Origin of the sequence: Mycoplasma sp. HS2188, from assembly GCF_025209835.1 — a bacterium.
GTDB lineage: Bacteria > Bacillota_I > Bacilli_A > Mycoplasmatales > Metamycoplasmataceae > Mycoplasmopsis.
Genome location: NZ_JAOAOI010000003.1, coordinates 14,926 through 29,618, shown reverse-complemented (window position 1 = coordinate 29,618; position 14,693 = coordinate 14,926). Strand labels below are relative to the sequence as shown.

9 protein-coding genes are annotated in these 14,693 nt (G+C 28.7%); 6 read left to right on the top strand and 3 right to left on the bottom strand.

What is annotated here, in order from left to right; all coding sequences use genetic code 4:
- Positions 1 to 7: 7 nt before the first annotated feature.
- The gene (rpsL, locus tag N1F73_RS01720; protein ID WP_259290145.1) at positions 8 to 427 is read right to left on the bottom strand and encodes a 30S ribosomal protein S12; all 420 of its coding nucleotides are present in this window, start codon (positions 425 to 427) and stop codon (positions 8 to 10) included.
- 259 nt (positions 428 to 686) lie between these two features.
- Between rpsL and N1F73_RS01715 the strand changes: the two genes are divergently transcribed.
- The 5 genes from N1F73_RS01715 (at position 687) to N1F73_RS01695 (ending at position 10,501) form a co-directional block, all read left to right on the top strand.
- Complete coding sequence (locus N1F73_RS01715) at positions 687 to 1,904, top strand: trigger factor-related chaperone (RefSeq protein WP_260359720.1); 1,218 nt, start codon at positions 687 to 689, stop codon at positions 1,902 to 1,904.
- A 231-nt stretch (positions 1,905 to 2,135) separates the two neighbouring features.
- Positions 2,136 to 4,394, top strand: coding sequence for a leucine-rich repeat domain-containing protein (locus N1F73_RS01710; protein ID WP_260359719.1), 2,259 nt, complete (start codon positions 2,136 to 2,138; stop codon positions 4,392 to 4,394).
- Complete coding sequence (locus N1F73_RS01705; RefSeq protein ID WP_260359718.1) at positions 4,381 to 6,747, top strand: leucine-rich repeat protein; 2,367 nt, start codon at positions 4,381 to 4,383, stop codon at positions 6,745 to 6,747. The genes N1F73_RS01710 and N1F73_RS01705 overlap by 14 nt, the downstream gene beginning before the upstream one ends.
- Positions 6,720 to 8,738, top strand: a complete 2,019-nt coding sequence (locus tag N1F73_RS01700; protein WP_260359717.1) for a S41 family peptidase — start codon at positions 6,720 to 6,722, stop codon at positions 8,736 to 8,738. The genes N1F73_RS01705 and N1F73_RS01700 overlap by 28 nt, the downstream gene beginning before the upstream one ends.
- A gap of 152 nt (positions 8,739 to 8,890) precedes the next feature.
- Positions 8,891 to 10,501 carry an ABC-F family ATP-binding cassette domain-containing protein gene (locus N1F73_RS01695; RefSeq protein WP_259290140.1) on the top strand — a complete coding sequence of 537 codons (1,611 nt, stop codon included), beginning with the start codon at positions 8,891 to 8,893 and terminating at the stop codon, positions 10,499 to 10,501.
- A gap of 226 nt (positions 10,502 to 10,727) precedes the next feature.
- On the opposite strand, the gene N1F73_RS01690 is transcribed toward N1F73_RS01695, so the two are convergent.
- Positions 10,728 to 11,543 carry a hypothetical protein gene (locus N1F73_RS01690; RefSeq protein ID WP_260359714.1) on the bottom strand — a complete coding sequence of 272 codons (816 nt, stop codon included), beginning with the start codon at positions 11,541 to 11,543 and terminating at the stop codon, positions 10,728 to 10,730.
- 224 nt (positions 11,544 to 11,767) lie between these two features.
- Entirely contained in the window at positions 11,768 to 12,394 is a 627-nt protein-coding gene (gene trmB, locus N1F73_RS01685; RefSeq protein ID WP_260359712.1) for a tRNA (guanosine(46)-N7)-methyltransferase TrmB, read from the bottom strand.
- A 101-nt stretch (positions 12,395 to 12,495) separates the two neighbouring features.
- Here trmB and N1F73_RS01680 point away from each other — a divergent pair, with 101 nt between their 5' ends.
- Positions 12,496 to 14,664, top strand: a complete 2,169-nt coding sequence (locus tag N1F73_RS01680; RefSeq protein ID WP_260359710.1) for an ATP-dependent Clp protease ATP-binding subunit — start codon at positions 12,496 to 12,498, stop codon at positions 14,662 to 14,664.
- The last annotated feature ends 29 nt before the right edge of the window (positions 14,665 to 14,693 follow it).

The following is a 14,693-nucleotide window of genomic DNA, read 5'->3' as shown; positions in this document are numbered from 1 at the left end:
TTTCTAATTAATTGCTTGATTTTTCTTTTTTGGTTCCGTATAGACTTCTACCTTGTTTACGGTTATTAACTCCCGCTAAGTCTTGTGTACCTCTAACGATGTGGTATCTAACACCAGGTAGATCTTTAACTCTACCTCCTCTGATTAGAACAACTGAGTGTTCTTGTAGGTTGTGGCCTTCACCACCAATGTATGCGGTAACTTCCATACCGTTTGATAATTTAACACGAGCATATTTACGCATAGCTGAGTTAGGTTTTTTAGGAGTCATAGTTGCAACACGAGTACATACACCACGTTTAAAAGGAGCTGATTCTTTACGGCTCGATTTTGTAAGAGTGTTGTAGCTTAAGTTCAATGCAGGAGCATTTTGTTTACGAACTTTTTGCACTCTACCACTACCAACTAATTGATTTGTTGTAGGCATTTAAATTTTCCTTTCTGTTTTTGTTAACTTATTTTTTTAAAATATTGCTATATAAAAATAACGTGCTTATTATACAACAACTTACCCGTGTGTTTCATTTTTTTTAAAAATTTGTTTTTTTACGAAAAAATCTAGTTTTAAAGCCAAAAAATCAATGTAACTCTTTGGACATGATGAAATAATTTGCGAAACAGAGTATCTTTTATCAATTTTTATCATATATAATTTAAAATATATTTCACTATTTGAAGGAGTAAAAATGATTAATTACGTAAAACAAACTCACGAAATTAATGTTTCGTCAGTTGAATGAAAAAAAATAAAAAATGATATTTTAAAAGATGCGATCTCAAAAGGCTTAAAAGTTTCGCCCCAAGAAATCAAAAATAAAGCTTCAACGACTGTTTTAAGAGAAAAAACAAAAGAATATATTGAACAAATTCTTGATCCTGCCAAAAAAAATGTGCCTGTAGGTGGTCCTTATGTTGATTTTATTAATGATGAAGATGAGTTTAGATCAAAAGTTGATTTTGTTTACTATCCAATTGAAGAAATAAAAAAATTAGATTATAAAAATTTGAAAATTAACTTTAATGTTCCTGCAATTACACAAGAAAGTTTAGACGCTATTTTCGAACAATTTAAAACCAATTATCCAATAACTAGAGAGGTTAAAGATCGACCAATTGCTGTTAAAGATGTTGTAACTTTAAATTTAAAAGGGTCAAAAGATGGTCAAGTTGTTGATGAGCAAAGAAATGTAAAATTGCAAGCATTAACATCAAATGATTTTTCAATTAATGCAGAATTAATTGGTAAAAATGTTGGTCAAACTTTTACATTAAACGACCCATCAAATGTTTTTTGAACAATTGAAATTATTTCGGCAACTTATGACGAAATAATTCACGTTACAGAAGAAACTTTTGTTAAATTAGAAGAACAAAATATTAACTCGCTTGCAGAATTGAAAGTAGAATTTGAAGCCAACTTGAAAAAAGAATTATTCTCAAGAGAATTATTGAAATACTACGAATTGAATGCTGACGCTATTGTTGCTCAAAACATTATTAATTACAGTCCTGAATATATTACTGAAACAATGCAAAAAATAGCCCAAAACGAAATGCGTCCAGGTGGTTTAGCACAAGACATTAACTCGCCAAAAGATTTAGACATGAAAAATCCAAATCACCTACAAATTAAAAATATTGCGGAAGCTAGTTCAAAAAAACGTACTGCATCAATGTTATTAATTCAAGCGATCCAAAATGATTTTGACTTTGTTGTAAGTGATGAGTTAGTTCAAAAGCAAATTGACTTTATTCAAAAAATTCATAACCGTAATCCACAAAGTTTATCGTTTGAATCATTACGCAACGTAATAAAACAACAACTAACGATGCTAAAATTAATGGAATTAACTAGTCCAGAAAATGCAAAAATTTTCACAGATGCGTTAAAAATTACTGAATAATGTGCTTTTTGCACCCTATTTAGTCAAAAAAATAATTTTATTTATGCTCTCATAATATAATTATTTCGACAAGGGTGCTGTAAAAGGCTGAGATTATACCTATGTGCGGATCATGGTAATTCATGCGTAGCACGAAATTTTAAAAATATCCCCTTGTCGTCGTATAGAGGATATTTTTGTTTATTAAATTTTTAAAATAAAAATAAAAAACCTCTCCGCTAGGAAGGAAAAATGAAATTAAAAATATTAACTATATTACCTATAGTGTCAGTTTTGCCCATAAGTGTTGCTTGCCACAAAAATACTAGCAACAATACTGAATTGGACACTGAAAGAAAAGAATTTTTAAGTGCAACAAAAGCACTGAAAATGTTCAATAAAAACTCCACAGAGATTGATATACCTGAATATATTACTGAAATTGGACCTGGTGCTTTTAGCAAATTTTATAATCTAAAAAAAGTTAACTTTCCCAAAAATTTAATCAGTATTGCGCAAGGTGCTTTTGATTATACAGCAATTCAAAATTTAGAACTACCTGATGGTATTGAATCGCTTAACGGGTTCAATTACACATTAATTGACAACCTTCATCTTCCAGAATCTCTAAAAAAGATAGGTGGATTTAAAGAAGTGTTACTGAAAAATATTGAATTTCCTGAAGGTTTAGAAGAAATTGAGCAAAATGCTTTCGATGAGTCAGATTTAATTGCATTAACTTTGCCGAGTACTTTAAAAAATCTAGGTGGTTTTGCGCGTACCAACATAAGAACTATTGATTTACCTGATAGTATTGAAAAAATATGCAAAAATAGCTTTGATGATACAAAAATCACGAGTGTTGAATTGCCTGCTAATCTAAAAGAAATTGGGGGTTTTGCTCGTACTTCAATTCGTAAATTGGAATTGCCAAATAACCTAAAAATAATAAGAGAAAATAGTTTTGACTCAATACCTATTCAAGAATTAAAATTGAATAAAAATTTAGAAAAAATTGGCGGTTTTTCGCATTCAACACTGAGAAAAATTGAATTTAACGAAAAACTAGACGAAATATTCGAAAATAGTTTTAGTGAATTAGAATACCTAAATTCAATAGAATTACCTAACAATTTAAGAAAATTCGGGGGATTTCAAAAATCGAATTTTAGCGAAATAATTATTCCTGATTCTGTAATTGAAATCCACCCTAACACATTGGCTTATTCAAAAAATATAAAATATTTAAAATTGCCAAGCAAACTAAAAAAATTAGGTGGGTTTCAAGGAACACTAGTCAGTTCACTACAACTGCCACAAAGTCTAGAACAAATTCATCAAGGTTCATTTGATTCAACACCAATTTCGAGTTTAGATTTACCGCAAAATTTAATTTATTTAGGCGGGTTTGCAAATACTGATATAAGAAACCTAAACATACCTGAATCAGTTAAATTTATTGCTCCTGGTTCATTCGATTTGAAGAGTGATATTCAATATGATGTCATTAACCTAAAATTGCCAGATAATCTCATCTCGTTAGGCGGGTTTAAAAATTGAAATATTGAACAAATCGAATTGCCTAATACACTTGAGACAATAGAAATCGGTACTTTTGATAATACGAAAATCGCAAAACTTAAATTGCCACCACAATTAAAAAATTTAGGAGGCTTTGCCGGTACCTTTATAAAAGAGATTCATTTACCAAATTCAATTGTAAACATTTATCCTGGAACTTTAGACGAAACCGAATTGAGCTCACTGAATTTACCAAACAATTTAAATTCACTAGGTGGTTTTGCAAGAACAAGAATTACAAAACTAAAAACGCCAAAAACACTCAAGATCATACATAAATCAGCGTTTGATAGAGCACCGATTTCAAGTTTAGATTTAAATGAAGGTTTGGAAATATTGGGAGGTTTTGCCTTCAATCAACAATTGACAAGTTTAACCATTCCATCAAGTGTTAAACAAATACTGCCCGTTTCATTTAATGATACAGGAATTAAAGAAATTACATTACCTGATAATTTAGAAGTATTAGGGGGCTTTGGTGGTCAAAAATCATTGATTTCATCAGTAAATTTACCCAAAAATCTAAAAAAAATAACTAATGATGCTTTTACTTATAATCAAAAAATTAGAAAGATAACCTTGCCGGAAGGACTTGAAGAATTATATGGGTTTGGTTTTACCAGAATATATGAATTAAAATTACCATCTAGCATCAGAAAAATAGGGGGCTTCAATCAAACACAAATAAGCAAATTAGTTTTGCCACCAAGATTGAAGAGTTTTTCTGGCTTTAGCGAAACCGGTGTACAAGAATTAACATTACCACAATATGTCAAACAAGCGGAAATATCAAAAACATATTGACCACATTTATATTTAATAAATATTTACAGCAAGTATTTAATAAATAACAAAGAATGAGTTGAAGACATTAAAAATCAACAAATTCCATTCAAAGATTTCACAAAGGGGAAAAATGAAAAAGAATAAATTAATATTGCTTGGATCTTCATTTGTTTCTATTCCATTTGTTGCAGCTGCATGCAGTAACAACAATAAAAAAACACAATCAAACGAGGAAAATAAACAAGAAATCGCAAAAAGCGAATTTGATATTGAAAAAGAAAAATTACAAAAAATTATTGAAGACGCACAGATTAAACACAAATCTTATAGTTCCGAAGAAGGAAATGAAGCTTTTAGCAAATCGGGGGAAGGAATAACAGAGGCCACTAAAGCGTTCCATGAGGCACAGACGGTAGAACAGTTAATTCAAGCCGGCCAAAAACTAAAGAAAATCATTGAAGAAACTGAAAAATATAATAATTTAACAATCGATGAAAAGCGTCAATTAGTTAAAGACAAATTTAACGAAAAATTAAACAAAGCTAAAAGCATATTGGGTCAATTAACAAAACCTGACGCAATTGAACTTTTGCAAACTACAATCAATACAAGCGAAGCAATAAGCGAAGATGATTTAAGATACTATAATAAATTAATTAAAGCTACAACAAACATTGAATTAGTTATTGAAAATTCTTTAAATTTAGATAAAAAAAGCAATAAAGAACTATACGAATTATATTTAGGTCGTGAATCTAGAATAATGAATAATTTCGAAAGAGAATTTGGAAATAGCGAAATATATTTAGATATTCAAAATAAAATTAGAAGTCTTTTTACTACTGAAAAAGACGCAGATAAATCAAGTTATACTGAACAAATTTACGCACAAAAAGAAGCAGATTTAAAAAGACAAATAAACGAAATATTGCTTGATGTTAAAACAACAACATTGACAAAAAATGCTGCTCTAACTTTATATGATTCAGAAATCACAAGTCTACAATTGCTACCGGAAATTAAATACATTCAACAAGATGCATTTAAAGATTATTTTGAACTTGAAAATATAGTCTTTAATGATAAACTGGAAACTATTGATCAAGGTGCCTTTGCAAACACTAAAATTTCTTCATTAACTCTTCCGCAATCATTGAAAAAAATTAGCGGTTTTGAAAAAACACCAATAAAAGAACTTATTTTGCCACAAAATGTTCAAATAGTCGAATTTGCATTCAATAATGCAAATAATTTGAATAAATTATTGCTAAGTGAAGGATTGCGAGAATTAAGTGGTTTTAACGAAACATCAATAATTTCACTGAATCTACCGGCCTCTTTAACGAAGTTTTATGGTTTTAGAAACTCATTAATAAATGAATTATCTTTACCAGCATCACTTACTACATTTGTTACTTATTTACCAGAGTTGACAACATTATCAATACCAGCAGAGTTCAATCTTGATTTAATTACAACAGATACAAGTTCGACTAATGGTATTGTAATTTCGTCTGAATTATTTCCAAAAATTGAAAATATTTTTGTTCAAAACGAAGAACAAAAAACAAAACTAAAAGAACTTTTATCAACAAACATTGAAATTGAAAATGAAGACGAAATACGAAGTGAAATTGAATCGTTAGAAAATACCAAAAGTGAAAGAATTAGAAGCTTGCAGTTATACATTTCATACTTGCAAAATATAGCAACTATTGCCATCGATAATTATCCAAATATAAGCGAACAAGCAAAACATGAATTAATTGAATTAGCACAACCAGAAAGCAATGATGATAACAGCGTTATTGCTGAAATAAAAAACTATCTTATCGATTATAAATACGCCTGAACGACAAACAAAAAATTAACTGATATTGACGAAAATATCATTGCATTAAAAAAAGTTATTAATTTAGCTGGTTACGAACTAAATGCTGAAAAAATTAATAATGATGAGAAATTAAAAGAAGAAACAAGAACAAATTACATTGCTGAAGATGAAAAATACAACAACAATAAAAAAGACTATGATGGAATTGAATCAAAAATCAGTAAATTGAATGAACTAATAAAAAAATACAGAGAAGTGGTTAAAAATTCAGAATATTATATTCAATATTTGAATCTAATCGCAAAATATAAAGTTCTACACAAAATACAAACATTGACTGACGAACAAAAAAACGCAATAAAAAAATTAATTAATTTATCAATCAATGAAATTGATGAAGAATTAACAAACAAACTGAGTGATTTTATTTTTGTTCGTAAATACAATTCACATGATACATTGATTAATACTCAAAGAAAAATCGATGAATTAATCGCTTTGATAAACGTTGTTAATTTTGAATTAACAGATGAAAATATTGCTGCGCAAACTGAAGAAGAATTGCCAAATGAAGATTCAATTAAATCTGAATTTGAATTAGAAAAAAATAGATTTGAAGGTTCAAAAGTTAATAAATGAAATGACATTATAAAAATAAAATAGGTTTAAAACTTATTCCTACAATAACTACATTTATCTCTTTGCCAATTGCAACTATTTCTTGTGTAAATAGTGCACGAAAAAATAATGATGTTTTCAATAAAGAAATTCCGTTAACTCTAAAGTTCAAAAAGCAATATAGCTTTTTAAATAACTCTAATCAGTACAAAATAAATGATGTAAAAATTGATACATTTATCAATCCTAAAAATGAAGATTTATACATAAACGTCAATGAATTTATTGCAAAAATCGACGGAATAACAGATCGTACGCTGTTCAAATTCAAATCCAAAAAACAAAATAAAATTTATTATGTAAACGGCGAAAATGAAATAATTTTTGATCCGGATCAAAACAAAATTTTAGTCAATAATTTAGATGTATTTCAAATACTAAAGAATTCTGAAGTCATTGACTACGCTAAAAGAATTGAATATAAATCTACTGAAACTACTAAACTTTCAGACAATGAATTTAGTGAATTTGATTTAGCAAAATACAATATGAGTATTGAAGAAAAAAACAATCAAATATATATTCCTTTTTCAATATTTAATCTACTATTTCTTAGTCAAAATTATTATAATGTTTATTTCAATGGCGAAAAATTCATTGGCGTTAGCACCGTAATCAATAAAGATATTGACGCAAACGAGTATAACTTAATAATGAATAATATAAATAATAATAAAGAACAAACAAAGCAATTTAGATTAAATAATTACAATTTTATATTGTTTGTTTTTGATAATTTTTACGGACTAAAAAATAGTTTTTTAGCACAAAATAATGCAAAAAGTTTTGATGAGTATTTTGAAAAAACCAAATTAAAAGAGCAATTTTTATCAGTAAATATTGACGATAATACTGCCGGTTATGAGAAATTGTTTTATGAAAATTTAAACGAGTTACACTCTTCAATACAGTCAGGTTCATATTATCATCCACAAAATTATCGTGCTAATCCTTATGGGTCTGCGAGAAGTCAAAAGGTGAATGAATACATTGGTTGATTAGGCATACTAAGAAAAATTAGAAACGCTTCACTAGCTAATAAAGAAAATAAATTTGTTAGTTTTCACGACGATACAGCAATAATTTACCTTGATGAATTTATTATCGGTACAAATGAAAATTTAATGAGTGAAGAAAGTTATCAATATGATAGTTTTGAAAAAATGTACAAAGCAATGGAATTAATTAAGCAGAACCCAACGCCTATAAAAAAAATAATTTTAGATCTTTCTCTTAATGGCGGTGGTTCTATCGCAGCAATGGAAAAAGTAGCAGGATTTTTGACAAATAAAGATCAACAAATTTATTTCTACGAAACAATAAGCAAATTGTTATCGTACTCAAAATATCGTGTTGATGTCAATAAAGATAATGCGTATGATACAAAAGATGGTTACCCTGATTATCAATGATATATACTGACCGGTATCAATACTTTCAGTGCCGCTAATTTATTAACACACATTGCCAAAGTCAATAAGTTAGCAACTATCATCGGTAATAAATCAGGGGGCGGAATGTATTCTATTTTGCCGCTTGTTTTGCCTGATGGAACAAGTTTAGAAATATCATCAAACAATGCCTGAGTTTCAGGCTCAAATGATCAAATTAAAAGTGAATCTCAATTGCCTTACACACAAGAAGGTATTGAAGTTGATATCACAATCCCTTATCTAGCCTATATGAACTATGACATCATTAATGCCTATTTAAATGACCCTGTTCAAGGCGAAAAAGAGTACAACAAATATTTAAGAACAATAAAACTGTCGGCTTGAAAAAATGAAAAAGACAATATTGATAAATATCTTAAATTTATCAATAAGAAAAAACGCAAACAGTACGAAAACGAAATTAATGACAACGTCATACAAGAACAAGATAGCCTAGATACAATGGAAGAAAAAATTGAAAATATGAAAGCTATCTTTAGATATGTAGAACACGAGTACTTTAAAAAATACAATAATAATTAGCAGTTTAAATCAAAATAAAAAATCAAAACAAAACGCAAAATTTAATTAAAAATTGCGTTTTGTTTTTTTGTGGCAAGTAAAACATAAGAAAGTGAGAACATAAAGCAAAAAATTAATTTTTGATATAATTTAAAAATATTTATGGAGGTTTCATGTTAGAAGTACAAAATTTAAGCAAAATATTCAGTGATAAAAAACTTTTTGAAAATGTCAATTTAAAATTTACAGAGGGTAATACATACGGAATTATCGGTGCAAATGGTGCCGGTAAATCAACATTTTTAAAGATAATTTCAGGTGAAATAGAGGCATCAGGTGGTCAAATAATTGTTGAAAAAAACCGTAGAATTAGTGTTTTAAGCCAAGACCATAATGCCTATGACGACTTAATCGTAACCGAAGTGGTCGTAATGGGAAATACCGACTTATACAAGATAAAAAGCGAAAAAGACGCAATTTATGCTAACCCTGACGCAACAATGGATGATTACACTAGAGCTGGTGAATTAGAAGAAAAATTTGGAGAACTAGGTGGCTGAACCGCCGAAAATGATGCTCAAGAATTACTTTCAGGACTACAAATCCCAAAAGAAAAATGAGATGTTCCAATGAATCAATTGACTGCTAATCAAAAAATTAAAGTTTTATTAGCAAAAGCTCTTTTTGGTAACCCTGATATTTTAATCATGGATGAGCCGACAAACCACCTTGACTTGCGTTCTATCAAATGATTAGAAAACTTTTTGGCCGAGTATGACAATGTTGTTATTGTTGTTAGTCACGATAGTGATTTTCTTGATAATATTTGTACACACATTGTTGATATTGACTTTAATGAAGCAAAAATTTACACTGGTAACTATACATTCTGAAAAGAAAGTAGCCAACTTGCTCTTGAATTAACAAAACAACAAAATGCTAAAAAAGAAGTACAAATTGAAAAATTAAAACAATTTATTGCTCGTTTTAGTGCCAACGCATCTAAATCACGTCAAGCAACATCACGTAAAAAATCACTTGAAAAAATAACTTTAGACGAAATTAAACCTTCAAATCGTAAATACCCTTATATAAATTGAGATATCAATAGAGAACCTGGAAAAGATATTTTAGAAGTTGATTCAATCTCATATGAAGAAAATGGTAAAGTAATGTTTCAAAATGTTTCATTTACACTGTCAAAAGGTGAAAAAATGGTTTTGATTGGTGAAGATGATATCGCTAAAACACGTTTTCTTGAAGTTTTATTAGGTTTGAAAAAACCTACAAGTGGAAGTGTAAAATGAGGTCAAACAATTAAGCACACTTATTATCCAAACGAAAATAAAAAGTATTTCACTGAAAAAATGAGTATTTTAGATTGAATTTCTCAATGACCGCTAGAAAATACAACCGAAGAAACTAGAGATGTTTCCGACCAAAGAATGCGTGGTTTCTTAGGTCGTATGTTATTTTCAAACGACACTGTGTTTAAAGATGTAACAGTTACATCTGGTGGTGAAAAGGCTAGATTAATGTTCTCAAGAATGATGCTATTAGAAGCTAATTTTTTAGTTTTAGACCAGCCATTAGACCATTTAGACGCCGAAAGTATTGACTCATTAATCACAGGATTAAAAAATTACAGGGGTGGTGCTATTTTCACAACTTATAACCGTGCCCTTGTTAATCAAGTTGCCAATGTTATTTTAGAAATTTCTCCTGATAAAAGTTTTATTTATCATGGAACACTTGACGAATACGAAGAATTAATGAATTATTAATAGCGTTGATTTTACATAAAAAGATATTAAATTAAATACCTAGAATATTACAAAAGATCTAGGTATTTAATTTTTTTAAAAAATAAACTACTATAAATTGTGACCAAAAAAACAGCTTAATAATATTTGAGTATTTTGCAATAAAAAACCCAAAACTTTCACAATAAAAACGCTTTATTGTCTGGAAGTTTTGGGTTTTTATAAACATTAAACAAAATATTGTTGATTAATTTTGGCTTTCATCAGCTGGTTTAAATTCGCTAGCTGGTAAGAATTTGGTCTCACCGTTAGGGTATCTAAACGACATATTATCATTTTTTTTGTTAGTAATGTTGATGTAGCTAACACGAAATCCATTTTCCTCTTTTTCTATTGAAAAATGTGGAGTTATCTCTCATTGTTCACTATATTTTGGATTTTTAAATCTTAATTTAATATCAGATGCTGAAGCATCATTGAATGTAACATTTTCTTTGTTTTCATAAACAACTTCAATGTCATCGAAGATACCGAAATAATCAGTATCAACAATTTCATCAATTTCATCAGGTTCACGAACTATTGGAACTACATGTTCTTCAAACTTAACTTCAACCTCTTGAACAGTAGGTGCGTTTTTAGGAACTTGTAAAACAATATTTCAGTTAAAAATGCTATTTTTAATTGATAATAATTCTGGTTCTGTTGTTTCTTTTTCATTTATGTATTGTGGATAAAGACTTTCTAAAACATGAAAATCATCTTTTAAAGAATTTAAAAGGGTTTTTGATTTATCAATAAGACCTTTACTTTTTAATAGATCAGCATATTTGTTTTTGATTTTGGCTACTATACCTTTACCGTCAGCTGTTTCGCTTAATTTTTTATTTCTCTCTTGTTCTTTTTCTAATTCTTCATTTTGTTGCTTTATTTCATCTTTATTTACTTTCTTCGTTGATAGAGCAATTGGAATAGAAATGCTAACTGCGGCACCCGCTGCAAAAAGAGAAACTGCACTCAAAATTCCTCTTAATTTAGTTTTTTTATCATTATTTGATTTCATCATTACCCCTTATTAAAGTTAATTAAAAATAAATGTTATTTTAATTATATAACTATTAATTTAATTAGGTTCAAATTTATTGAAATTTATTGAAAATTATTGATATTTTCTTTAAAAAAGTATTTTTCGTATTTATGATTACTTATCAATATTTATGTTTTTTGCATTAAATAAATACTTTTTAGATGTTTTTTAAAAAAATAATTAGTGATTGGCACTAATTATTAATTTCTCGATTTTGAATTAGAAGCAAAGATAAAATTAATGTTTTTGCTCTTTTCACTCCATTTTTTTTCATACCCGGTCATTACATTATCTTTAGCATAAGCACTTGAATGTAGATTTGTACCAAAATCAATTATTTTTCAATTGTTTTGGGCAAATGATTCCAATGAAAACTCATACAATTGATCATTGTCCGATTTAAATTTCAAAATAGAACCATTATCCATTAATTTACTGTATAAATCTAGATATGTCTTGTATGTTAAACGACGCCGAAAGTGACGAGCCTTTGGTCACGGGTCGCTAAAAGTTAGTCAAATTGTATTTGCATATCCACTAAAAATTTGGGTTATGTTTGCTGCGTCTGCAATGATTATTTTAAAATTATTTAGTTTATATTCTTGTGCTTTTTTTAATGACTTTGCAGCTACAGTTGGGTATTTTTCGACTCCAAAATATTTATTACTGGGGTTCATCCTTGCCAATTCCACAATCATTTCGCCCTTGCCCATGCCAATTTCCACAACTGATGTCTTGTCTAATTTAATCGGTAAATCACTATCTTTAACTAAAAATTCGGAATTATTTAGCTTATCTATTGCATTTTTATCATGTCTTAATCTCATAATCACAATTTTATTAAAAAGCATAGTCAAACAAAAATATTTAAAAATATTAGCAGACTAACTATAAGAGTGCTAAAATATAATTATTAAAAGGAGGTTGTATGAATCCAAACGATTTTAATATTGAAGACATTTTTGGAGGATTAGATCCAAATAATAAAAATAAAAAAGAAGATGTTTTAAAAACATATGGAAGAAATTTAACAGATTTAGCAATTAAAAATGAACTAGACCCAGTTTTAAATAGAGACGAAGAAATTCGAAGAATTATAAGAATATTAAGTAGAAAAACAAAAAATAATCCAGTCTTGGTTGGGGAACCAGGTGTTGGTAAAACTGCAATTGTTGAAGGTTTAGCACGAAAAATTGTTGAAGGACAAGTGCCAGAAAATTTAAAAGGTAAAGATTTAATTGAGTTAGATTTAACATCGATTATTGCTAACGCTTCATATCAAGGACAATTTGAAGGAAGATTGAAAGAAATCTTAAAAAGAATTGAAGAAAGTGACGGCGAAATCATTTTGTTCATTGATGAAATTCACATGTTGATCGGAACAGGAAGAAATGATAAAGGGTCTATGGATGCTGCTAACATTTTAAAACCGTTAATGGCTAGAGGTAAATTACATTTAATTGGTGCCACTACTTACGATGAATATCGTAGATATATTGAAAAAGATGCGGCCTTAGAAAGAAGATTTCAAAAAGTTGACATAAATGAGCCTTCTGTTGATGACACTATTGCAATTTTAAGGGGAATTAAAGAGCGTTTTGAAAACTTCCATAACGTTAAAATTCAAGACGATGCAATAGTAGCTGCTGCTCGCTTATCATCAAGATACATTTCAGACCGCTATTTGCCTGATAAAGCAATTGATTTAATTGATGAAGCTGCCGCTACAATTAAAACTGAAATAAACTTTAAGCCTGAAGAATTAGAAATTGCTCAACAAAAATTAGCAATGCTTGAAATGGAAAAAATTTCGTTATCAAGTGACAAAATTAACAAAGAAAAAAATAAAAATAGATTAAGTGAGTTAGAAATCTTAATCAATGAAGAAAAAGAAAAAATCAATAATTATCAAAAACAATGAGACTTTGAAAAAGACCGTCTTGAAACTTTATCTTTAGCAAAATCAAAATTAGAGAATTTAAGACACCAGTTAACAATTTATCAAAAAAATGCCGAATTTGAAAAGGCGTCAAAAGTTTTATACATTGAAATACCAGAATTAGAAAAACAAATAATGGAATTTCAAAAACAAATTAATGACTCGTCTTCATCTCTAATTCAAGATACAGTTACAGGAGAAGAGATAGCCTCAATTGTCTCAAAATGAACTAAAATTCCAGTAACTAAATTACTAGAAAATGACAAGACAAAACTATTAAATCTTGAGCAAGATTTAAGAAATAGAGTTAAAGGTCAAGATGAGGCAACAAGACTTGTTACCCAAGCGGTTTTAAGAGCAAAAGCAAACATTAATGACCCAAACCGTCCGTTAGCTAGTTTTCTATTTACTGGGCCAACAGGAGTTGGTAAAACCGAATTAGCCAGAGCATTAGCTTATTCACTATTCGATTCTGAAAAACAAATGATTAGAGTTGATATGTCTGAATATATGGAAAAACATTCAGTTTCTAAAATTATCGGTGCTCCTCCAGGATATGTTGGCTTTGACAGTGGTGAATCATTGACAGAAAAAATAAGAAAAAATCCTTATACAATTCTGCTTCTAGACGAAATTGAAAAAGCACACAAAGAGGTTTTAAATATTCTTCTACAAATTCTTGATAACGGAGCTATAACTGATTCTAAAGGACGTGTTATTAATGCAAGAAATTTAATCATTATTATGACATCGAACCTAGCTTCAAACATTGAACAATTGAATCAAAAAATTGATACAGAAGAAATCAAAATTGAGTTATTGAAATATCTTACTCCAGAGTTTTTGAATCGTATAGATGAAGTAATTAAATTTAACTCATTAGACCAGGACACAATAATTGAAATTGTAAAATTAGAACTAAAAAAATTGAGCGACAGAGTCTATGAGGCCAAAGAAATAAAACTTGATTTTACACAAAAAGTAATTGAATTTATTGCTAATTCTGCGTATGATTCACAATTTGGAGCCAGACCAATAAAAAGATTTATTCAAAATAAAATTGAAAGTTTATTAGCCTACAAATTGATAGAAAACGGGAATAAAATTAACTCAAACATAATAATTGATGTCTTTGCCGGCAACATTGTTATCAAATAAAAATTAGTCGTCTTTCTAAGACGACATTT